Source organism: Alteromonas gracilis (genome assembly GCF_036870955.2).
GTDB lineage: Bacteria > Pseudomonadota > Gammaproteobacteria > Enterobacterales > Alteromonadaceae > Alteromonas > Alteromonas gracilis_A.
In genome coordinates, this window is sequence record NZ_CP145482.2 from 3183702 (window position 1) to 3206367 (window position 22666).

25 protein-coding genes are annotated in these 22666 nt (G+C 43.8%); 10 read left to right on the forward strand and 15 right to left on the reverse strand.

All coding sequences use genetic code 11. The annotated features are described in order from the left end of the window. Positions 1-125 precede the first annotated feature (125 nt). Positions 126-1025, reverse strand: a complete 900-nt coding sequence (rlmF, locus tag V6N89_RS15395; RefSeq protein ID WP_338518317.1) for a 23S rRNA (adenine(1618)-N(6))-methyltransferase RlmF — start codon at positions 1023-1025, stop codon at positions 126-128. Between the two features lie 63 nt (positions 1026-1088). After that, positions 1089-1790 carry a substrate-binding periplasmic protein gene (locus V6N89_RS15400; protein WP_346992906.1) on the reverse strand — a complete coding sequence of 234 codons (702 nt, stop codon included), beginning with the start codon at positions 1788-1790 and terminating at the stop codon, positions 1089-1091. A 213-nt stretch (positions 1791-2003) separates the two neighbouring features. Between V6N89_RS15400 and V6N89_RS15405 the strand changes: the two genes are divergently transcribed. Beyond that, positions 2004-3308: a M24 family metallopeptidase gene (locus V6N89_RS15405; protein ID WP_431189804.1), complete on the forward strand. Its 1305-nt coding sequence runs from the start codon at positions 2004-2006 to the stop codon at positions 3306-3308. Positions 3309-3395: 87 nt separating this feature from the next. Here V6N89_RS15405 and V6N89_RS15410 read toward each other — a convergent pair whose 3' ends face one another. From V6N89_RS15410 to V6N89_RS15420, 3 genes are all read right to left on the reverse strand, one after another. Then, positions 3396-3863 (reverse strand): DUF3718 domain-containing protein, encoded by a 468-nt coding sequence (locus tag V6N89_RS15410; protein WP_338518320.1) that lies wholly within the window; start codon positions 3861-3863, stop codon positions 3396-3398. Between the two features lie 256 nt (positions 3864-4119). Continuing rightward, entirely contained in the window at positions 4120-5229 is a 1110-nt protein-coding gene (locus V6N89_RS15415; protein ID WP_338518321.1) for a hypothetical protein, read from the reverse strand. A 76-nt stretch (positions 5230-5305) separates the two neighbouring features. Then, positions 5306-6100, reverse strand: a complete 795-nt coding sequence (locus V6N89_RS15420) for a PaaX family transcriptional regulator (protein WP_338518322.1) — start codon at positions 6098-6100, stop codon at positions 5306-5308. A gap of 174 nt (positions 6101-6274) precedes the next feature. Between V6N89_RS15420 and V6N89_RS15425 the strand changes: the two genes are divergently transcribed. After that, positions 6275-7948, forward strand: a complete 1674-nt coding sequence (locus tag V6N89_RS15425) for an acyl-CoA dehydrogenase family protein (protein ID WP_338518323.1) — start codon at positions 6275-6277, stop codon at positions 7946-7948. Between the two features lie 37 nt (positions 7949-7985). On the opposite strand, the gene V6N89_RS15430 is transcribed toward V6N89_RS15425, so the two are convergent. Next, positions 7986-8843 (reverse strand): hypothetical protein, encoded by an 858-nt coding sequence (locus tag V6N89_RS15430; RefSeq protein ID WP_338518324.1) that lies wholly within the window; start codon positions 8841-8843, stop codon positions 7986-7988. Positions 8844-9038: 195 nt separating this feature from the next. Here V6N89_RS15430 and V6N89_RS15435 point away from each other — a divergent pair, with 195 nt between their 5' ends. Both V6N89_RS15435 and V6N89_RS15440 read left to right on the forward strand, forming a co-directional pair. Further along, positions 9039-9605, forward strand: coding sequence for a DUF4136 domain-containing protein (locus V6N89_RS15435; protein WP_338518325.1), 567 nt, complete (start codon positions 9039-9041; stop codon positions 9603-9605). 183 nt (positions 9606-9788) lie between these two features. Next, positions 9789-11774 carry a class I adenylate cyclase gene (locus tag V6N89_RS15440; RefSeq protein WP_346992907.1) on the forward strand — a complete coding sequence of 662 codons (1986 nt, stop codon included), beginning with the start codon at positions 9789-9791 and terminating at the stop codon, positions 11772-11774. Positions 11775-11800: 26 nt separating this feature from the next. Here V6N89_RS15440 and V6N89_RS15445 read toward each other — a convergent pair whose 3' ends face one another. The 3 genes from V6N89_RS15445 to V6N89_RS21810 are packed head-to-tail and all read right to left on the reverse strand — an operon-like array spanning position 11801 to position 13367. After that, positions 11801-12367, reverse strand: coding sequence for a hypothetical protein (locus V6N89_RS15445; protein WP_338518328.1), 567 nt, complete (start codon positions 12365-12367; stop codon positions 11801-11803). A gap of 2 nt (positions 12368-12369) precedes the next feature. Continuing rightward, positions 12370-12954 (reverse strand): YHYH protein, encoded by a 585-nt coding sequence (locus V6N89_RS21805; protein WP_431189735.1) that lies wholly within the window; start codon positions 12952-12954, stop codon positions 12370-12372. Continuing rightward, positions 12909-13367 (reverse strand): hypothetical protein, encoded by a 459-nt coding sequence (locus tag V6N89_RS21810; RefSeq protein ID WP_431189736.1) that lies wholly within the window; start codon positions 13365-13367, stop codon positions 12909-12911. The genes V6N89_RS21805 and V6N89_RS21810 overlap by 46 nt, the downstream gene beginning before the upstream one ends. Before the next feature lie 172 nt (positions 13368-13539). Here V6N89_RS21810 and V6N89_RS15455 point away from each other — a divergent pair, with 172 nt between their 5' ends. From V6N89_RS15455 to V6N89_RS15475, 5 genes are all read left to right on the forward strand, one after another. Further along, positions 13540-14166: a hypothetical protein gene (locus V6N89_RS15455; protein WP_346992908.1), complete on the forward strand. Its 627-nt coding sequence runs from the start codon at positions 13540-13542 to the stop codon at positions 14164-14166. A gap of 8 nt (positions 14167-14174) precedes the next feature. Beyond that, the gene (locus V6N89_RS15460) at positions 14175-14975 is read left to right on the forward strand and encodes a hypothetical protein (protein WP_346992909.1); all 801 of its coding nucleotides are present in this window, start codon (positions 14175-14177) and stop codon (positions 14973-14975) included. Between the two features lie 10 nt (positions 14976-14985). Continuing rightward, positions 14986-15420, forward strand: a complete 435-nt coding sequence (locus V6N89_RS15465; RefSeq protein WP_338518331.1) for a hypothetical protein — start codon at positions 14986-14988, stop codon at positions 15418-15420. A 171-nt stretch (positions 15421-15591) separates the two neighbouring features. After that, entirely contained in the window at positions 15592-15984 is a 393-nt protein-coding gene (locus tag V6N89_RS15470) for a BlaI/MecI/CopY family transcriptional regulator (protein WP_338518332.1), read from the forward strand. Beyond that, the gene (locus V6N89_RS15475) at positions 15977-17164 is read left to right on the forward strand and encodes a M56 family metallopeptidase (RefSeq protein ID WP_346992910.1); all 1188 of its coding nucleotides are present in this window, start codon (positions 15977-15979) and stop codon (positions 17162-17164) included. Before V6N89_RS15470 ends, V6N89_RS15475 begins: the two co-directional genes overlap by 8 nt. A 65-nt stretch (positions 17165-17229) precedes the next feature. Here the strand turns inward: V6N89_RS15475 and gloA are convergent, their stop codons facing one another. From gloA to V6N89_RS15505, 6 genes are all read right to left on the reverse strand, one after another. Then, positions 17230-17778: a lactoylglutathione lyase gene (gene gloA / locus V6N89_RS15480; protein ID WP_338518334.1), complete on the reverse strand. Its 549-nt coding sequence runs from the start codon at positions 17776-17778 to the stop codon at positions 17230-17232. 68 nt (positions 17779-17846) lie between these two features. Next, on the reverse strand, positions 17847-18503 hold the full coding sequence (locus V6N89_RS15485) for a DUF1456 family protein (RefSeq protein ID WP_346992911.1): 657 nt from the start codon (positions 18501-18503) through the stop codon (positions 17847-17849). Positions 18504-18627: 124 nt separating this feature from the next. Further along, positions 18628-19755: a DUF1223 domain-containing protein gene (locus V6N89_RS15490; protein WP_346993812.1), complete on the reverse strand. Its 1128-nt coding sequence runs from the start codon at positions 19753-19755 to the stop codon at positions 18628-18630. Beyond that, positions 19710-20213 (reverse strand): hypothetical protein, encoded by a 504-nt coding sequence (locus V6N89_RS15495; protein WP_346992912.1) that lies wholly within the window; start codon positions 20211-20213, stop codon positions 19710-19712. The genes V6N89_RS15490 and V6N89_RS15495 overlap by 46 nt, the downstream gene beginning before the upstream one ends. Beyond that, positions 20210-20917, reverse strand: coding sequence for a hypothetical protein (locus V6N89_RS15500; protein ID WP_346992913.1), 708 nt, complete (start codon positions 20915-20917; stop codon positions 20210-20212). The genes V6N89_RS15495 and V6N89_RS15500 overlap by 4 nt, the downstream gene beginning before the upstream one ends. Then, positions 20893-21582, reverse strand: a complete 690-nt coding sequence (locus tag V6N89_RS15505) for a radical SAM protein (RefSeq protein WP_346992914.1) — start codon at positions 21580-21582, stop codon at positions 20893-20895. Before V6N89_RS15505 ends, V6N89_RS15500 begins: the two co-directional genes overlap by 25 nt. A gap of 48 nt (positions 21583-21630) precedes the next feature. On the opposite strand from V6N89_RS15505, the gene V6N89_RS15510 reads away from it, so the two are divergent. Further along, on the forward strand, positions 21631-22632 hold the full coding sequence (locus V6N89_RS15510) for a hypothetical protein (protein WP_346992915.1): 1002 nt from the start codon (positions 21631-21633) through the stop codon (positions 22630-22632). Positions 22633-22666: the final 34 nt, after the last annotated feature.

Genomic DNA, 22666 nt, shown 5'->3' on the forward strand with positions numbered 1-22666 from the left:
TTAAAACAAGAATGAAAAAATTAAGCTAACACAGAATTTACAACTTGGATACGTTCTAATATTACGGTAATCAATTGAATAGTATTAGAAATTTACTGTGCAAAGGTAGTTTTCGAAACGTTAAATTATCTGAAGGACCAGGCTACAAAACGGCTTAACTTGTTGCCCTGCCCCATTTCTACAACCTTGAAATGTGTGGCTTTATGATAGCGAATACTGGTTTCAATAGGTTTTAGATGCGCGCTTTTAGAGACTAGACAAGTAAACCACCCTACATTCTCTTTATATTGAGTACTTTCTGTAATCATTCGCTGAATAAAGGCCAATTCGCCGCCCTCACACCAAAGCTCATTCGCTTGTCCTGCAAAATTAAGGTTTGCTTTTGCTTGGCTTGCACCTTTGGAGCCACGTTTTTCCGCGTTGCGTTTGAGATTTTGAGTTTTACGCTGGGTACCCTGCAACGCCTCTTTTTGCGATTTGTGAAAAGGCGGGTTGCACATGGTAAAGGTAAAATACTCATCGTCTGCAATGATGCCATCAAAAATAGCATTTTTTGTACCCTGCTTGCGTATGCTTAAAAATGGTTGCAGATGTGAATTTTGTCTGGCTATTTCCGAGGCGTTACGAAAGGCAACATCATCGACTTCACTGCCAACAAAAGCCCATTGATAGCTTACGATGCCAATAATAGGGTAGATAGCATTGGCGCCGACACCAATATCAAGGCCTTTCACTTGCGTTCCCTTACAAAAGTCGGTGGTAGATAACAAGTCGGCAATGGCGTGAATATAGTCTGCCCGCCCGGGCACAGGTGGACAAAGATAGCCTTTAGGCACTTTCCAAAATTCGACGTGATAATAGTGTTTTAAAAGTGCTGCATTCAATGCCATTACAGCATTGGCTTCGGCAAAGTTAATGCTTTTTTGCCCACTTTTGGCGCGAATAACAAAGGGAGTGAGATTCGGGTGCGACTTACATAGCGCGTCAATGGGATAGCCGTTTTTATGAAGGTTTCTTGGGTGCATTAAAAATTACTAGTTTTATCATGTGTCAGCGGAAATACTACGTTGTGCAAATCGCGAACAGATTTAGAAAGGCATTGCTATATCGTATTTATCGTAAAGCGAGCGAAGCATACCAGACTTATTAAGTTGATCCAGCGTGTTGTCAAATTGATATTTAAGCCGTTTTCCTTTTTCATTTTTTGCAAAAGACCAATACAGCTCGAAATACCCCACTTCAGATGTTTGCATATCACCTTTTGATATGTTCTCGCCAAACACCCTGCTGATGAGTATCTCAGTGTCGACATAAAAGTCCACTTTGCCCTGAGTGAGAAGTGCTAAACCTTGCTCTACATCTTTCACTTCAATACCAGCAACATTATCAGGTAACGCTGCGTAAAATATCACATCGTCATAGCCAGCACGATACGCGCCTAACTTATGCTCTAAATCTTCAACGTGTAGTTTATTGACACTTACGAGTAAAATTTTCTCACTTAACACTGGCTTTTTCGACTGATAAAAATCTGGGCTTTTGGGCATGCCGCCTGTCATATCAATGTCAGCTTGTGAGAGGTGCTTAATAGAACGTTTCCAAGGGAAATAACTTACCTCGAGATTGAACTTTGGCGATGGAAAAATCTGGTTCATCAGGTCATGGTAGAAGCCAATGCCGTCTTGGTTTGTGAATCCGTTCCATTCATCTGTACCCCACTCCACAGTGACTGCGCTATTTGCGCTTACTGAAAAGGAAAAGAGGAACAGCAAGAGCCCAAAATACTTCATGAAATCATTTCACCAAACCAAAACAAGTGTTAAAACAAAACACGATCAATCAAAAATTTGCCTAGGTCAATCCAAATACGACAGACAACGGTGCTAGCTATCTAACAAACATAATGGCCAGCTTAGGCGTTTTTTTGGCCTAAATATATAAGTCATTAGTCAAAGTACAAGGAAAAATCAATGTTGAGAAAACTATCTGTATGTGTCGCGCTAATGTGGTTTTCAGCTTTTGAAATATACGCAGAGCCCGTTTTGAACATGAAAGAGCGCAGCATGCTTATTGATCGCATGACTGAACAGCGTGTGCAAACGGTGTTGCCAAAAATAATGGCCAGAGAAGATATCGATATGTGGATCATCATGTCGCGGGAATATAACGAAGACCCGGTATTAAAAACGTTACTTCCATCCACTTGGCTTTCAGCACGACGACATACCATGTTAGTCATTTATCGACCAAAAGAAGATGGCCCATTGGAAACATTGGCAGTTGCCCGGTACGCCGTTGGCAACTTATTCAAAAAAGCATGGGACAAGGAAGCCCAACCCGATCAATGGCAAGCGTTGATAGACATCATCAAAGAACGCTCTCCTAAGCGCATCGCAATCAATACTTCCAATGCTTTTGCGCTAGCAGATGGTATGACATCTACTGAATATACCAAGCTAATGCAGGTGCTGCCGCCAAATCTTAAGTCTCGTATTGTGTCGGGAGAAAAGCTGGCCATAGGTTGGCTTGAAACGCGAAGCGAACTTGAAATGACTCACTACCCGACATTAACGAGAATCGGCCATAATCTTATCGCAGAGGCATTCTCAAATAAGGTCATCATTCCTAATAAAACAACTACTGATGACGTAGTGTGGTGGCTAAGAGACCAAACTCGTGCACTGGGGTTAACTAACTGGTTCCATCCTACAGTGTCAATTCAGCGCGCCGATGACGAGGCCTTTGACCAAATTAAAGCCTTCAGCAAACGTCCCGGTGAAAACATTATACGACATGGCGACCTACTTCATGTCGATTTTGGCATTACTTACCTTCGCTTAAATACTGATCAGCAGCAGCATGCCTATGTACTAAGGCCTGGGGAAACTGACGCGCCCGAGGCCCTTAAACAAGCGTTGGCAAGCGCCAATCGTTTACAAGATATTTTAACTAATAACTTCCAACGTGGACGCACAGGTAATCGAATATTAAAAATGTCGAGGGAACAGGCAATTAGCGAGGGCATCAAACCTTCTATTTACACTCACCCATTAGGCTTACACGGTCATGCAGCTGGGCCAACGATAGGTATGTGGGATGCGCAAGAGGGCGTTCCGGTTCAAGGAGATTATCCTATGTACGAAAACACGGTGTATTCAATAGAGTTGAACGCTGCCAGCCATATTAAGCCGTGGAATAAAGAAATACGGATTATGCTAGAAGAAGACGCGTATTTTGATGGAAAAAACGTTACGTATTTGGACGGCAGGCAAAAAGCCTTTCATTTGATAGACGCTACACAAGAGTAACGCTAGGTAAAGTGTCAGGCCTCTCGCCTTTAAGAGCGAAAGGCCATGAAACTGTACAAATAGTTTAAGCAGATATCTGCTTAGTGCTTACTCTGCGTTAGAGCGCACAATCACATTTTCAGCACTGTACTGGCGCACAAAGTCTGAAATGTTTTGGTGGTTACAGATGATGTTTTCACCTTCTAAACCATATTTTACTAATGCAGCGTCTTTACCAATCGTAAGTGCTTCTAGACACGCTTGTGAAGCCGCATCTTGATTCTTCGCGACTAATGCAACTGTTTTTGCATTTTCAGTAACTTGGTTGTTTTTGTACATATAAGCGAATGTACGAAGCGATTCACCGTTACAACGAACAGAAGCACTGAACTCTTCTGCGTTAAAACCGCTGTTGCGAATAAAACGCAATGCTGGACCAAAACCCTCTTCAGCAGCAGTCAAACATGCTTGGGTTTCAATATTGTTGTTTACAGGCTTAAGACGTACGTCTTTAGCGAAAGGTTGAGTTGCAGCAACAGATAACGTTAAAGCAATAGCAAAAGTAGACAGTTTCATTTTTGAATTCCTATTTTGTAACTTAATTAGATATCACCTCAGTGATGTGTACATTATGAACAAAACTTTCAATAAATAAAGCATTTTTCGTAATTAAATTACAGAAAATACAAATAAAACATCCAGATCACGCCAAAAGTGAAAGTAATTTACAAAAATGGTGTAATTTTATCTAAAAATTTACAAATAAGACGAAATGATGACAGCTAGAGGTGTGGAATTACCTGTTTGCGATAGCATGGACAATGCCATGACCTCATAGAATGAGGTCATGGAGCCAGTTAAGTGAAGGTAAGGGTTGTTCAGGTTGGTAGAAAAGTCTGTTAAGTCGTCCCAGCAGATTGACAGAGCGAGTTGGGTCATGCGCTTTAACCCTATGCTCACTTTCGGTAAGCATGAACTCCCAGGGTTGCAAACTCAGTGCATCTATTTCTTCTTGTGATACCCCTAACGAAGCTAGTGTTGAAAGAATACGCTCCGTTTTGCTTTCAGCTATGGGAATAATTTCATTGCAATAGATGTCATCCAGAGGCGCATTGATAGCCTCTAGAGTATGATTAATTGCATGCCAAACGGCATCATGGTCGAAGGCCCAATCTCTCGGCGCATAGTAGCCTTCTATTTCCCACTCAAATTCAGCATTACTAGTGGCAATTGAACTCTCAGCTACAGGTGAATAGGACAAGTCAGGCTTTGCCCCTATGTTGTATGCATCGACGCTCATCGCGATACATATAACCAAATCACCGCACTCTTTATGCGTATATAGTGCTTCAAAAGCCGCCCGTTTCACTCCCATCCACCCGTGTACTTTTGACGGTTGCTCCACAAAATGACGCACTTCATTAGGTAGGTCTTCACCGTATAAATCAATAAGAAGCGGTAAAGGATTCTGATCAGGCGCTTCATCTGGCATCCAAACCTCATACTCCAAACGGTTATCCGCTTTACCACGACTTTTTATTCCGTACGACAGGTTTACTGGACGACAAATACTTCGGTCTTCATCAACGCGGTGAAAATACTCAGAGCGCATTCGTTTGATAAATGGTGCATCGAGACCCGCTAGCGCTGCTGTAGGATAGCGATAACCGATTTCGCTATTTTCCACCAAGGTTAACGTTGGAACCGCCGTAGTAAGCTTATGCTTTAAACCTTTGAGGACATTAACAGAAGGTAGCACTATGCTGCGCTCAGGCTCGATAGTCAGTCTTGAACCGTCTTCAGCTATAAATTTTGGCGTTTTGTGGAATTCATAGTCGCGATATCCCAACATATCTAATGCAGTGCTTCTGTATAGTGAGAGTTCGCTAAATAAAGCAGTATGGTTTCGAATGTGTTTAAACAGTGGTCTATTAGCGCTCATAGTTACGATTTCATCCCTTTTCACACAGTGGTTTCAGTAACAGTAGATATGCTTGAACTAATACAGCCAATACACATTAATGTAAGAACTGAAACCAAATTTGCGTTCCTACATCATCAAAATGTTTTACCAATTCACTATATCGCTGCCTGAGTGCTACGTCGACTAAGGGAGAAGGTAGCAGCGGATCGAAAACCACACGATGGATAGCTCTGTCTCCAACCTCATAAGAGGTAATCAATGCATCCTCTAGGGAAAGTGTCGAGAGTAAATCTAGGCAACGCTCTAGCTCGTCTATACCATTTCGGTAATGACTTTCGAGGTTTTTACTCTGCCATAGCCGATTAGCTGTAACATTATGAAGGTCATCAAAATCTCTGGCAGTGAAAACCAATGCTTTTTCAGCCAACCCTACGTTGTGTAGCTTTTGACGTGTTTCATTTAACGGCGTTTTTAGATTGTTAGGCCTGATGTACATATCATCAATTAGCTTTTCCATACCTAGAAGTTTCAGCGCCCTTGCGTTATGGCGTTGCTGCTTCTTGTCGCTTTTAGCCAAACTGCTTGTTTGAACAGCAATCCAGCTACCGTCCCAGTCACTTAACAACGACTCAGCATGGCGCCACTGGTTAATTTCTCTGGCGAACTGTTTGCCTGCTGGCCCCAATTGATAATAGCCCCTCTCTACCAGAGTGAGAAGATTACTACTGTGAAGACGGTTCAACGTTACACGTACATTGTTCTCTGATATGCCAAATAACGCCCCTACCCTTACTGCTGTCGCAGCATTCATTTCAATGTTTTCTCTCGAACCCAATAGTTTCAGAAGCAATTTGCGCGCTACTGGTTTGTTTCTTTTATTTTGCGTCATGACTACTTATTTACAACCGTTTCGAAAAAGAACGTATCTGTCTTGCCATAATACACGAGCATTGTGCACATCCCACCTGAAATGACATGACATTACTTTATTTGATCAAATATACCGTTGCATGTAATGTTTAAATATTCCAGTAGCATGACTTTATGAATAAGGTACGCCATCATGACCGAACTCAATCGTTTTGAAACCCATGTTGTTGAAAACCAACCCTATCCGATACGGCCCTACAATTTATGGGAAAACGATAGGCTGCTTAAACATTTCACGACCTTGTTTTTGAAGGAGGGAGAGTCGTCAGCGTGCACTGAACAGGGCCTGGGATTACTGCAACAATACGGTGATATAGCTGGAGATGTGCTTATGCAGCACGGAGAACTCGCCAACAAACACAAGCCTGTTTTCGTCCCCTTCGACCGTTATGGACGTCGCTGTGATCACGTTGACTTTCATCCTAGCTACCATGCGCTTATGCAAGCGGCAATGGATAATCAAGTTCACTGTTATTCTTGGCGTAATGGTGAATATGATGGCGCTCACGTCATTCGGGCCGCGCTAATGTTTATGCATTATCAAGCAGAATCAGGCACCGCATGCCCCTTAACGATGACCCATGCTGCTGTACCTGCATTAAAAGCTGCGAAACACTTGCCTTCCTTTTGGCTAGATAAAATTATTAACGGCAGTTACGACAACCGCAATATTGCCGCTCAGCATAAGTCTGGCCTCACTCTCGGTATGGGCATGACAGAAAAACAGGGCGGGTCTGATGTAAGACGCAACACGACCACGGCTACAAAACAAACTGATGGCAGCTACAAGATTGTCGGTCACAAGTTTTTCTTTTCTGCGCCTATGTGTGATGGTCACCTAATATTAGCCCAAACCCAGTTAGGTTTGAGTTGCTTTCTGCTACCTCGCTATTTGGAAAATGGTGAGCTTAACAAGGTAAGAATTCAGCGACTTAAAGATAAGCTCGGCGATTGGAGTAATGCGTCTTCAGAAGTCGAGTTCCAGGATGCAACGGCGTATTTAATAGGAGAAGAAGGAAGAGGCGTCCCTGTGATCCTTGATATGGTCTCGTTAACGCGCCTCGATTGTATGATTGGCTCTTCAGCATTAATGCGCCAGTCATTGGTTCAAGCTATACACCATGTAAGTCATCGTAGCGCATTTGGAGATAAGTTAATAAATCAGCCACTTATGCGAAACGTTTTAGCCGACCTTGCACTGGAGTGTGCAGCAGCAACAGCATTGACTATGCGTGTCGCCAAGGCTGTCGATGAGGCGCCAAACGACCCAGTTGAGGCGGCTTTTGCCCGCATCGTTACCGCTATTGGTAAATTCTGGATTTGTAAGCGCACGCCCACTTTTGTTAATGAAGCGCAAGAATGCCTTGGCGGCATTGGGTATGTTGAAGAAAATCCCATGCCCCGTTACTACCGCCAAGCACCGCTAAATTCTATTTGGGAAGGAAGTGGTAATGTGCAATGTCTTGATGTTTTGCGGGCATTGGCAAAAGAGCCCAATGCCAAAAATGCGTTGTTCTTAGAGTTAAAAAAACAGACTGGTAAAAACAAGCACTTCGACATACATCTGGCAGGTGTCCTTGACGCTTTCACTGACACAAACAATATGGAAATCCGCAGCCGCGCTATTACAGAGCAAACAGCACTGGCACTGCAAGCGGCTATTCTATTAAGTGATGACGGCAATCCTATAGCTCATGCATTTTGTAATTCACGCCTGAATAATGCGAGAGGGGTGACCTTCGGTACGTTATGCAGTGAAGCAGACTTCGAGGGTATTATTAACTTCGCATGTTTAGATTTTCAATAGTTGGACTAACTACTGAAAGAGGTCTTTAAGGCGCCTTTTATGGCTGTTTTCGCGCGACAATGTTGCCTTGTGGCTTAGGTAAGCTACCGCGCCAAAACTCCTGCTGCTTTTGATAAATTGGCGTATTTAATACGTTAGGAAGCGCTTGATTTATCCTCTTTACTACGTCTTGTCCCCACGCATTGTTAGTACACCCAATAGCGCCCGCAACGCCATTATTCGCCAATTCAGCCGTCTCGTAATACACCAAAGTACTTGCACCCTGCGTCATGTTGTAATACTGCAAAATTGAGGGGTACTCAAGTGTGTAATCTAGTCTGCCCATGTCTATTTGCTCAAGCACTCTTACCGTTGCGTTCTCACCAGTGAGCTCTGCAAAATGACGAGTTTTGCTCACGTTATCTACCAGAGGCTGTAGCAAATCGGGGTAACGCCTTGCAAGAGGCTTCCCCATGCGCAAGGGTGCCGAGCTGACCAGACTCTCCAAAGCAATTCGTCCATCTTCGTTGAGAAATGGGTCGAGCACTTCAGGTCGACCAATTATCCCTAAGGGAGCGTGTACGACAGTCTCATCCGTGTATACCCAAACATCATTGTCCTCTCGCTTTATTAAGCAGGGAAAACAAAGGTTTTCTTTTTGTTTTGATAACATGCGAACGCGGTTTTGAGGCATTAAAACCGTCTCATGGGTTGTGTGCGTCATCGTGTCTTTTAAGGAATCTATCAGGACGTCGCATATACCTGAATTTTGATACTCGCCCTCAATCACGTGGAAAGGCGGCGCATCGTTTATTGCCCAGGTTACGGTTAACTGTCGCTCTTCATCGGCATACACAAGGCTTTGGCTCATGTACAGGTACGACATAATTAGCGAAGCTGCACGTAACGTTTTCATTAAATTCAACACATCCTTATTCATTTATAACTTAAAGTTAGTGCATTGGCGCTAATATACAAATTAACACTTCTAAAGACATATTGGTTTGTACTTTCGTTATACAATAAAGTTTAATGTTTACTTGCTAGTCCAAAGCTACGTATCAAATTCGCAGAGCGTCATTCTTTTTCCTCAAAACAAGAAGGTATTGTTATGTTAATGCCACAAGAGCCAAAAAACTTGTGTGTTCGCTTCAAGACCACGGCGTTAATGTTGCTTGCATTAGCACTTTGCGCGTGTGCTTCAAATAACAAAGAAATCAGCGTAGATAAAAATCATAACTTTTCAGAGATCAAAACCTTTTACATTCAACTTCCAGTGAACCCAATTAATGAGGCTCTGCAAAACCACCTGAATTATAAGATCGCACAAAATCTTACCGCCAAAGGTCTTGAGCTAGCTAAGGAGAGCGATGCTGATATTACCGTAGGCTATCTACCAACTACGCTAACAAAAGATGACGGCGCTACGCTTAATCTAGGTTTAGGAACGGGGAGCTATGGTCGATCAGGGGGAATTTCTCTGGGAGGTATATTTAGCATTCCTGTGGGAGAACAAGTCTCTTTTTATCAAGTACTAGACATTAATATTATGCGCGATGGCCATTTTATCTACAGTGCCTCAGGAAGCATTGAACTAGAATCAAAAGATACCATTAGCGTGCAGGCAAAATTAGATGAACTGGTTGATAGGTTGCTCTTAGAATACCCAACGAATTAGGAAGTTATCTTCGCTCTTACTGCAGTAACCACCTGCAGGTGCCTTGATTTAGGCCCTATTGTGAACACTAAAATTCATTTTGAAGCGTACAAACGAGAAACTTTTCGCTAATCACTGAAATTTAAGGAAGTCTGAGAAAAATAGCGCTATGCTTGGCATCATGAAGAAGTTAGAAAAAGTGCAATGACAGCGCAACAACCGCTCTCGGTCCAACAAAACTTGACCATTCGCTTATTACGCGTTTTGAGATACAACAAAGCGCGCATTGAGCGTGCCCTTACGCTTCTTCCTACCAAACATCAACCCCTGTTTCATGTGCTTCCGTTTCTTGTCCACGTTAACCATGAACAACTCCCAGGGTATGTGCCCCCTTCTGATAACGGTGAAACCGTTCCATTTGGTATTAACAACTATTCCTTCAGAACCGACGTTGAGAATGCTTTGTTACGCTGTTTTCCTGAACAAAGTAATTTATTTACCGACATTAAACAGATTTGGCCTAGACAGCGCGCTATCTCATCTTTGGTACTAATGGGAAGTATCGGCACCATTGCGCAAACCGATGAATCTGACTTTGACTATTGGGTATGTGTCGACGGTAAACAATGCTCGCCAGAGGCCTTAACCCTGCTTCAGCAAAAACTCTCTGCCATCGAAAGCTGGGCTGAGCAGCAATTTGATATTGAAGTGCACTTCTTCTTATCTGAAATAGACAAAGTAAAGCAAAATGACTTTGGTGTTGCCGATGGTGAGAGCGCAGGCTCGGCACAAGCGTTATTTTTGAAAGCCGAATTTTACAACACGAATATCGTTGTTGCGGGCAAAGCGCCGTTTTGGTGGCTGACACCTGAAAAGACGACTGACAAACAGTATCAAGCGTTATACAACAGCCTAGAGAAAGGCGGTTCGCCAGATGTTGACTGGTTTATGGATCTTGGAAATCTAGAGCGACTTGAGGCAAGCGAACTTTTTGGCGCCGCCATTTGGCAACTAGGCAAAGCAATGGACTCGCCATTTAAGTCACTGCTTAAAATGGCCAAACTTGAAGTGTACCTTGCCAATATTGAACATGGGCAACCCTTATGCAATGCCCTGAAAAAACACGTTCACCATGGCAGCGAGGCGCCAGGACAAGTTTCTCATATTGACCCCTATGCATTTATGTTCGATGAACTCATTGAACACTATAAAGTGCACGGTCAACCCGAAGATGTGCTTATTCTTCAACAGTGTCTCTATTTGAAATGTGCATACAATCTTAGTCAGCCACTTGCAGAGGGCGAGCCGTATAATTTTAAACGTAAAATATTGGCGTCGTATGCAAGACAATGGGGATGGAGTCGCAAGCAACTCTATCAATTAGACAACCACCAAGAATGGTCGTTTAGTGAACGTGTTCAGCTAAGCGCGCGTATTCATCGATTTTTGCTCAAGTGCTATCGTCGCATTTCCAAGCAGCTTGGCCAGTACAAACAAGCGATGGACGAAAAAGACATGACCGTATTAGGGAGAAGGCTAAGCACTTTTTACGGCAAAAAGCAGCACAAAATAGAATTTCTACGCCGGGCTTTTGATGAAAGCTTGTACTGCGAGAAAATCACCATTGCTATGAAACAGCAAAAAAATGGCACTGAAATCTGGACTGCCTATGCTTATGACTTGTTAAGTAAGTCGGGCATAATGGACGACACTCAAAAGATAACTCAAGCATCAAATGCACTAGCCCTTATGGTGTGGTGTGTATCCAGTAAAATTATCGACATAAACAGTAAGGTCTACCTCGACTACAATTATGGTGAAATAAGCGAACTTGACCTTAACGATTTACTGAAACACCTTTGCACGTACTTCCCTCCTGTTAAGGTTTCGTCGCTCCCAAGAGAAGACTTACTTGCGCCTGAACGAATAACCGCATGCTTTGCCGTCGTCAATTTTCCTACATTGCGTCAAAAAGCGTCTGTAGAGCATATTAGTGTGCTGTATACCACATCATGGGGTGAGACATTTCTCAAGCATGGCAACGACGTATTGGATGAACTATGGTTTGAGCTACGAGAAGTGACGCCCGCCCCTAAATGCTACGTTATGGTTCCTAGAGGCAATCAGCAATCGCGCATTGTAGGAGAGTTTTTAGAAGAGAACGACCTAAATTTCAACGTTCTCTACTAGCGCTACTGATCTTGTAAGCGGCTTCTTTAATTAAGTACCTGCATTGACGAATTCGGTGTCATTACATAAGTATTACGTATATTGTGCTTCTTATCTGACACCGCCAATTCAAAGCGCTTCTCTACCCTAGAATCACCAAAAAGAGACATTGAAAAACCTAATGTATTAAAGCTGTTTTGCTTAACTTCATATTTTCCCGTGATAACAATTTGCTGTTCGTCATGAGAAAGCTCAGGAATAATTTGAAGCCCCATTATTTCAAAACCCTCTTTGTCGTAATCAGCATTATTTTGAGTGTTATTCACAAGCGAAACGTTGTTGAGTACATGATTTTTTATCGCCTGACGGGCGCGGTTAAACTCAATCATATCGACCTTTCCATTGGCATCGGTGTCAAGCACCACAACATCATTGGTAAACGCAGCAACGGGCACTGACAACACCATATAGATGTCGCCATCAACAAGGTTAAGCGTCCCTTTTTGGGCGACCATGTAATGTGCGCTGGCAAAGGGAGAAAGCATAGCTGCCAAGGCTGCACCTAAAACGAGACTTACACGGCTCTGTATTTTACTGAATAAATAGGCTTTCATTGCTACTGCACTCCCGAAATACAACGTTGAAAGTAGGGATAGGTATCAGTTGCGAAGTAGTGAAATATGCCTTCTGGAAACTCTGGAGTAACGCCAAACCGCCCGTTACATTCATCCAAGTCACCGCTACCCTCTACATATTCCCAGTCTTGAGAAAACGTTCCTAAGGCGTAAAGGTCTGTTGAAGGTCGTGAAGCACTCACTTGGCTGGTTAGCTGATAGCTCCCTTTTATTTCAACAATTTCAGAGGTTTCATCAAGAGGGTCGCTATAGCCATAACGCGCATAAACAGGGAATCCGTCAGCTGCCCACCCAATAAGCGTCATGGTATTAGAACTTCCTCCTCGAAGTGCCACTAGCCCTTCAGGCATACCGTGATAGTGATAAGCGCCGCCTGGTTGCACATGGGCGTTGTTTTCATCGGTCCCGAAATCAAAATACGATTGGCCTAGCGCCTCAATGCTCCAACCGTAACTCGGATCGCCAAGTGAACATGTCGCGCCACTATCATCACAACTTCCTCCTGTACCTGCATCCACTTTCACGCCATTGAGCATATAGGCAATAACCCCGCGTGGACCGCCCAATTCGGTTGCGCTTGTACCCTCAACCTAGGTGTAAGCGTAAACGATTCAGATACCCCCACCTCTTCAATGGCATTAGGGTTGTTCGCGTTGGGAAACGTTCCTACTTCATGATCAGGTATGCCGTTTGCTGATAGGTCACGGAAACCGTTAGAGCATGACCAATACGCCGTGCTATATGCCTGAACTGACGAAGAATCATTATAGGTGTCGTTGCTATAGTCACACATCACACCCTCGGTAGAGACTGTGTCTTGGCCTCCAGTATCCGTATCCGTCTCTGTTTCATCAGGCGTATCATCAACAACGGTGGACGCGCTATCGTCAATACTATCGCTTGTGCTACCACCGCAGCCTGTTAATCCGACAACGCCTGTCAAAACAAACAACCATACTGCTAATTTATTTGAATTCATGACTCACACCTGCTCATTACACATCATGAAAATAGAGTAACCAACAAATGTGCAGAAAATGTGCAGATGGTGTGAAGAACTTGGCGATTTAAAAGGACACAGTCAGCTTAACTTGACTTCATTTACCAACAACTTTAGTGTGCCCAACGCTATTGAAAATATGGATATTACAATGAAAATACTAATAGGATTTGGGCTCATAGCATGCCTTATCGCAACAGCCTACCTTGCTTTTCACAAAAACGCTGAAAGCCCAACTGCTTTGCAAGTGTCTAAAAATGAGCACGCGACTGAAACAGGCAAAATAGATGAAGTCCATAGTCAAAAAGGGACTAAACCCAACATCACGCCATTTCCTGAAACCACACTAACCTACGACCAATGCGAAGCCGTTGACGAAGAACGCCGCACAGATTTGCAAAAACGCAGTGAATTGGCAATGCAAGCTGCGATGAACGCATACTTGGCGGGAGAACCCAAAGAAAAGATTGCTGATGCAATTTGGCTGGACGTCACGGCATTTACCGCACAACAATGGTACGACACCATGGCTTTTTATGAAGCAACCAAACGGCACAAATTAGCCATAGAGAGTTTAAGCCCTGCGCCTTTTGTCGCGCAAGAAATTAACGAATTTCACGATGCTATCGAGTCTGGTGCATATCAACAATTTAATGTACGAGTAGAGCAACTTTTCACCAATGTCGACCTTAGATCTATCAATCAGGCGATCTCTGAGAAACGCGAACTGGACGACATTCTTTCCATTGTGGATAGCGCATTGGCTCATATACGCTAGCGCAGTTATTGCACGACCCGCTACTTTCGCCTGTAAAAGGCCTAATAAAAAGCGCGTTGGAGCTTCACTATTACGACTTGTCTATTACACTTATTGAGCTCTACCCATCAGCCGTTATTCAAGACAGCAAGTATTTGAACCGCTTTATCTCAACCTTGTTGAGTAGTTTATATCAATCTATCGCTAACGAGCCGGATAAAGGCCGCCTCCAGCGCATAGTGGAACTTCTGCAAAAAGAAAACGCCACCATAGTGTTAGAAGACATGCTTACCATGTTTGGACCTGCATATGCGAGTGCAGCAGCATCAAAGCTTAATGCGCTAGGCATCAACATTGACTACACAAAGTTGGAAGACTTAAAGCCCACGGTGGTAGAACTTGACCTCGTAGCAAACACGCCTGCACAAGGCGCTATAGAAGAAAAATACGAACAATGCAGGGCACCTAAAAAATGGCTGGCGTCTCGGCGATACAGCCAAAGCGAGTGGCAATCGTTTTCGCCTACACCACTGACACAAAAAGCAGTAGATTCATTCGAGTTTGCTTTGTGTAACGTGAACGAAAACACCGGGGACTTTGTGGGGCAGTCAAGTGCAGTACAAAACGCAGTGAGAGATATAAAGGTGCAGCTTTCATCAAAAGGCCAATCGCTTTTTGATGTATTGCCAAGCGAGTTACCTATCCCTGAACTCACCAAAGATGAGCGTGCTATTGTGATTGCCCTTATCGCAGACGGTTACCTAGAAAACCCAGCTTACAGCGAAGAAGAAGTTAAAACACTTATGGTGAGTGCTAGGTTTGCTCCCTGAGCCTGTAAGTATGGAAGCCAAACAAGTTTTACTGTCACAGCGTAGCGCTACGCTTTGGCTGGACATACTAGATTTTGATGATCATCCAACAAGTTACATGGCGTTGAATCAACTCGCCTATGATGGGAAGTTTGAACTATTCAATGCGTTAAAAAGTAAGATAGATGTCAAAGATAAAGCCTTATTCGACCCGCTTTACTTTTTCCTACTGGGGTACAGTGAGCTAACAACAACGGGCGGCAACAGCTTTGCGTTTGATGATACTGACAATGCACTTTTCGCCAGTTACTTTAAAGAAAACGGCTACGAGTTTCTCCCCCATCACCAGCGATTAATGCTCGAAAAAAAGCTCAATCAGCAACCATATTTTGAAAAAATAACAACGCTGCTCCCCAAGTTTGAAGTATCAAAACCTGAGGACTTCTTCTCTATATCGTGCAAATAACCTCTCTCTCAATTCGTGGCTCTGCGCCCTGCGTCTGAAAAACGTCAGGGCGGCAGAAATACTGCACCCCCTAAAGCCTAAAAAACATGCAAACAAAACTTGCAAAAACTAATTACAAGTGTAATCTTAAATCAAGACTACATTTGTAATCATCCTATTGGTGTACACAAAATGAATGCAAAAACGCAGAAGAATGATATCTCCAATGCTGAATTTGACGTGCTAGATGCATTGTGGGAGGGCAGCCCAGCCACCTCAAATCAAGTTATTGAGCGACTGAATAAGCGCAAAGATTGGCACGAGAAAACCGTAAAAACACTGCTTGGCAGATTGGTAAAAAAAGAAGTCGTTAGCTTTGAAAAACAACAGCGCCAGTATTTGTATTACCCGCTCATTGCCAGGGAAGAGTACGCCAAACAAGAAACCAACAGTTTTGTAAGCCGCCTTTTCAAAGGAAAAATCGCCCCTATGGTTGCTGGTTTTGCAAACCAGAATTCGCTCTCGAAACAAGACGTACAGGACTTAAAAGCGCTTATCGAAGAGTGGGAGAAAGACAATGACTGATTGGCTCATTGCACAACAGGGTGTGTTAAGTGCAGCTTTGCTTTTTCTTCTTTTGGCAGAACGCTTTTTAACGAAACGAATGGGCGCCGTAGGGACCTACGCGTTGTGGTTGCTCGTCCCTTTGACACTTATTGCCAATAACCTTCCTTTTGACATTGTCGCCGTTGAGTCAACCTCAATAACCCGCTTTGTTGTTGGTATGACACCCAACATCGCTAGCAACGACATCAATATTCTATTTAGCGTATGGGCGATAGGAGCAAGTGCGATAACATCCTTTATACTGGTTCATCACTTTTACACATGGCACTCGATAAGTCGCCAAAAAGCGATTCATACTGACGCCTACTATTCCAGTAAAGCCGCAACCCCAATGCTGTTCGGCTTTATCGCACCTAAGGTATTACTGCCCTACTCGTTCAAGTCAGTTTTCAGCCAATCTCAGCAATCATTAGTGCTTGAACATGAAACCATGCATCAAAAGCAGTTTGATCACGTTTGGAATACCTTGGCCCTAGTGCTAGCTGCTATGTTCTGGTTCAACCCGCTAATATGGCTGGCACTTAAATCGTTTCGTATCAACCAAGAGCTAGCGTGTGACTACCACGTTCTAAAAAACAAATCTGAAGTTGAAAGAATCACTTACGCCAAAGCGCTAGTGCAATGCGCCGAAGCGTGTTCAAAAAACATAACCCTGTACCCAACGTTTGGAGAAAAAACAACTATGATGAAACGCCTTAACGCAATTAAACAGCCCGCAAGTGGTAATCGATTGATAGCAGCCGCAGCGTTATCAATTGCGACACTTTTCATGGCAAATACGGTACTAGCCAACGCACCTCAAGCTGAAATAAAAAAAGCTTCCGCTAAAATAAACGAGGCCTGGCCGACAAAACGCATAGAGCCCAATTACCCTGAAAAAGCGATTGAAGAAAACATTGAAGGCTATGTGGTATTAGAGTTCGATATTACTGAAACCGGCGCGACTGACAATATACAAGTTGTACAGTCTTCACCAAAAGGTGTCTTTGACAAAAATGCACTGGCAGCCTTTAAACAATGGGAATACAAGCCAGCGATTAATAATGGTAAAGGGGTAAGGCAACAGGGTCTGCTCGTTCAGCTCGACTTTAAACTTGCGCCAGAACCGTTGAATGCAAACGCATCATCAAAAATGTAAAACATTGATTTAGTAGTAAGAATACTAAAAGGAGCTGAAGCTCCTTTTAGTGTTTTTTTCAAAATCTATTTTTGAATATGTGGCGCACAAGTATCGGCCACCCGTGACGCATTAAAAATTTCTATCCAGTAACCATCAGGGTCTTTAATAAACGCTATGCCTTTCATTGCACCGTCGTTAAGTCCTTTTTGAAAGGGAACGCCCAGCGATGAGAAGCGCGCACAAGCGGCTTCAGCGTCAGGCACATGAAAACCAATATGGCCAAACCCTTTGGGTTCGCTATTACCATTGTGATATTGAATAGAATCGGGAGTATCTCCCCAATTGTGGGTTAGCTCTAACATGGCGGGCCGACCAAACGTTTGCTGTGTGCGGTCTGCATCATCGCGACTAATATCAGAGAAGTCATCGCCTGCCGCAAGAAAATACAAACTGAACTGCATTTCTGCAAAATCTAAGCGTTTTATGAGTGTCATTCCCATGACGCGGGTATAAAAATCCAATGAACGTTTGGGGTCGGCTATACGCAGCATGGTTTGATTAAATACAAACCCTTGCGTTGCGTTGTCTTTCTCTTCACACAACCCTTCGGCGTTATCAAAGTGTCGACTCATACTTGCAACTCCTTTATTTAGTACTATTACGTCGTTGTTTCTATCTCGTGGATGCGGTGCTTACCAGTTCACCGAGTGGGTTTGGTGATCTTTCCCCACACCGAATTTGCCTTCGCCCCATCGCGGTTTGCGGGCTTTGAACCTTGGCGATGGTTCTCTTTGCTACAAGAAGCATTATCACGAGACGGCTTACCCTTGGCTTCTTTTCTGAGCGTGCTTGCGCCAGTATTACTTTTGCTATTTCTATTGCCTGATGCCTCAGGACGGTACTTTTTCACCATTCCCTGCAACAAGTTGCGCACAACTTGGTCACCAGCAGGTTTAAAGTTGCGATGATCCGGTTTTCTAAAAAACGCTGATAACTCGCCTTTACTGATACGGAAGTCCGCCCTTTTTAGCGCATCAATCATATCGTCATCTTTGTAGCTCAAGGCGATACGGATTTTTCTTAAAATTTCGTTGTTACTCAAGCGCTCACCTGCATCTAAAACGCGAGGTTCGCTGCCTTCTTGTTTTCCGCGATTTTTCACAATTAGCCCGTCGAGGAACAATGAAATAATCTTGTCTCGACACGGCAGATAGCCAGGTTCACCCTCTTTTTTCATTACGGCATGCAAATAGTCCATCTCCATGTCGTAATCGACAAGTTTAAATATGCTAATGGCTGCGGTGTCGTTAATGGCAAGTGCGTAGCGCAAGCGACGTAGAACATCGTTGTGGATCATGAATAGCCTATGAATAGTAGAAATGTGAAGGGATAATCAAAATGTGATTATACAGTGTAGCACAGCCCTTCGATACGGCTATTGCAGGTTAAGGTTAAGATCAAGGTTAAGACTAAGGCAATGCTTAATACCAGTCGGCCGCGACTTGCAATGGCGTTGGATCTTGTCGCGCGGACACCCATAGCACTAATGCTCGTCTCGTGGTTTTAACATCGTCATTTTCAGGAATAGGAAGTGATGCACCGTGCTTTCCCTCTAATTCACCCATGGGTGCTTTGACATAATCAATAACCACAAAGTCATGACTCAAGACCCTGTTTGCATTCTCACCGCGCTTTACAGAGGTTTTAACACCAAACCCTAATAACGCCGCGTGTGCGACTAAGTCACTTTCTTCAAACGCATCCTTCGATTTAACATACAGGGTGTCTATCTGATTGTTTCCTACCTCAGCCTCCAAGTGTCCCGCTAACATAGGTACACGTTGAGGTATTGGCTGTCCTCTAAACCAACCGTTCCACCCTTTGCCATTAAGCGCGAAGCCTGGTGTACCTACTGTTTTTGATTTTCCCACGCGTTTGTAATCGCGCTGCCTCATGCTAAACGCGCTTTTAGCAAACGGGTCTTTCCAACCCAAGTAATCCCAGTAGTCCACGTGAAAGTTAATAGGTACGAGTGACTGCCACAGAGAGGTATTATCCACCATTGTCGACAACCATTTTTCAGCAGGCGGGCAGCTGCTGCAACCTTGTGAGGTGTAGACTTCTAGTACCGTCGTTGGCGACGTTGAGCTGTAAAGCGTTATTGCCTTTTCTTCGCTTTTACTGCCACCTTCACCCTCTACTTCAGAATTATACGCATTTATGGTGTCTGTTGAGTTAATGTGCCAGTCATAGTCAATAAAGCGTACTTGATAGTCGCTCGGTATAGGCGTTGTAAGGTATCGATTAATGTACTGCGGTAAATCTCGCGCTTTGCCAGAGTCGACAAAGTCTTCTGTGTAAAAGTCGAGTATTTCAGAAATATAGGCACGTTTTGCTTTATGATCTAAATAAAAATGCTTAGGTTTAGCAAAGAACTCCACTGTTAAACTTTCAAGCACCTCATCTAGATTATCGGCATAAAACGGCTCTTGAGGTAACCTTGGACAGTCTTTTACCATGCAGTTAAGCGCGAAGTGAACACGAGGCTCATTAAGTGGGCGAATCACGTCATTCTCGTAGTCGTATAAATTCGTCTCGTTGCCACCAATAACAACATCGCGAAACTTAAAGAAGCTAGCCCGAGAAAAAAGCTGGTAAAGCCATCCGGTATATCTCGTTCAATAACCCCGTACATCGCCAATGCATTGTAGCTATTGATATGGTAAGCCAGCACAGCTTCAGGTGTTGGAAACAATGAAGGCGTATTGCTAGGGCTCACCGCGCCAATAAATGAAACGACATTTTCAAGCTTTGCCATGTCCTTTGATAACGCTTTAAAATTTGTTCGTCCTTGGTCATCTACGTAAGTTTTAAGCACATAGGCCCAGCCCTCTAGTGCTTTTTGATAGTCTTGCTTCATTTGCAAAGCAGTATCATTTGAAGCGGCAACACTAACGTTTGATGCCGGAAGCAAGTAAACCAGTGTGAGAGACAAGAAAAGTAAAAATGATGTCGATACTTTGAAGGCGACTTTAGACCATGACGATGTTTCGTAAGGTTTAATCATAGGGCTTTTTCCCCGGTAAAATGTGTTTGTTGCGTGCTCTCATTGGTGTCTTTTGACACAGCTGTTGGCGAATCGCCACTAAGAACGGTTATTGGAATAATGTTTTCATCGTTATAACGCTCGCGTTTGTAACGTTCGCTCAACGGTTTGTACTGCTTAACCTGGCCTCTGGCATTAGTATAGGAAAGCGGCTTTAAAATGTAGTCGTCACGCTGTGCATTGTGCTGACACATTGATACAGGTCCATCTGCGGTCATAACCATAAAAGAACAGGCATCAACGCGTTCCTTAACCAGCCCCTTGGCATCCATGAAATTCTGAACAAAAAAAGACAATTTATGCACTTTGCCCGCACTACATATGAGGCTAGAACGCATTTCAAAAAGTTTTTTACACGCAGCTTTTGTCAGGCGACCAATCCACCGCGGTTGCGCCAGCAATGCCTTGGAGTAGTCTGCAATGATGCGCAACGTGCCATCCTGTCGAGTCGTTTGAATATGCTTAAAGTCTTCTATAAATTGGGCGAACAGTGCAGCATCATCAACCACAGAATACACCGTGTTGTTTGAGACCAACGTGGGCATATAACTATGACAATCACTGTGACCAATGCGTACCTTTTCCCAAGGAAGAGACTTATTAATTGCACTTTCAATTGCGCCTTTAATCGTTAAGGGGTCTACCACATCGTTTCTAGCCCCCACTCTCCTCGCCCAGTTTCAGCCTGTAGCTGAAGTGAAGCAAAACTCACCGAGTCAGCGTGTCGAACGAAAAAGTCCACCAGCATGGGTAATTCTCCAAAGTTGCCGTTGTGAACTGTGGTATTAAAAATGACCATTAAGCCCAACCCTTTTGCGCGGGCAATGTATTCTTCTCTTATGGCATTAAGTGAGCGCTCGTCGTCATACCCCTTTCGCTCTTGCGTGGTATCGACATGGAAAGCAACATCGTTAAGCCCTGCTTTGGCGAGTTTTCTTAACAGCGCTCGAGAGGCTTCAATACCGTTGGTAAATAGCGCCGTATGCAAACCAAGCTTGTTTGCATAAGCCACAATATCTATAAGCTCGCTGTGCTTGCGCAACGTAGGGTCGCCACCTGTAATTTGCACACTAGTGCCCGGCCCATAGTGCAAAAGGATATTGTCTAGCCGTTGAAAAACTTCCTGAATAGGAATATCACGAACCGCTTGCGAATGTTCAGACAAATAGCATAAGGTGCAATCTAGATTACACTTTTGTGTGATTTCTACAGCAACGCACCCTATGGTATGTGTGCGCCCAAGTAACTGATTAGGAGTGAAATGTTCACCCATGCGTTGTTTGGTATGGGCCAGTTGTTGTTCTCTTGTTTTAACTGGTGAACACGCCATGACGAAGCGCCTTTAAAAACTGCAACATAATCAAAAAGACCTTTTACTATGAGAAATTCTTTCACTGCTTGGTGTTTTTTTACGCTGCTGATTACACATTTTTACTGCAGCTCGTCGACGAATAGCCAGTCGAAAGACGCGACAGAGCGTTATTATGACCACGCTGTACAAGAAGTGTTTTCAGACCCTTACCCTTTTCTTCCACAGTATGAAGTGAGCCGCGACCTCTTTGACAAAGGCAGAGAAAACATTCTTTTGAAACACGCAAAGCGCACGCTGTCGAGTAACGCTGATTTTGTTGAATTAGAAACCAAACAAAAGCTGCTGCAGGCAAACGGTATTTGTTTTGCGGGGACTTGGCGTATAGCAAACGATAGTCCTTATTCAGGGCTTTATGCCAGTAGCACCAACGCACCGGTTATAGTGCGGGCCTCGGTTAGCTTAAGCGGCACAAAGCAAAAAGACAAAAGAGCCTTTGGCATGGCAATAAAGCTGTTTCCAGGCTCGCATGCAGATGGCATATCGACAGAGAACCTTTTTGTTATGCACTCTCTGGGTGGCACAAAAACAAAGCAAGTTTTGCGTTTAGCCATGACAAATGAACCTGCACTGGGTGAATTACCGCCATTTAGCCAATTGCTGACAGCTTACCGTTTGGAAAGCGACTTAGAACAAGCCGACCAATTGTTCAGCAAAGATAGGGCTAACGCGAGGTTTAGACCGGTTTCACACTTAGGAAAAGTAGATGTGCGCAATGCACCAGTAAGTACTCAAAAGACTGAAGCCCCCTCTTTTTACGCGCCCCACTGGCTAAAACTCATCCCTTCACCAGACACCGTGTATGTCGATAAAGACGACTTTCGAGAAGAACTCAATGTGTCGCATTACCCTAACCATGAAATCAAATGGGAAATACACGCGGCTGATGAAATTGAGGCTGGCGTTGATAGCGCGTTATGGCAGCATATAGGGACGCTTACCGTTACAGCGTCAGTGGTCTCACTCACTTGTGATACTCGTCTGCATTTCAACCACCCAGCAATACCTTAGTGCAAATGAACTAGAACGACGATTTACTGCGCTT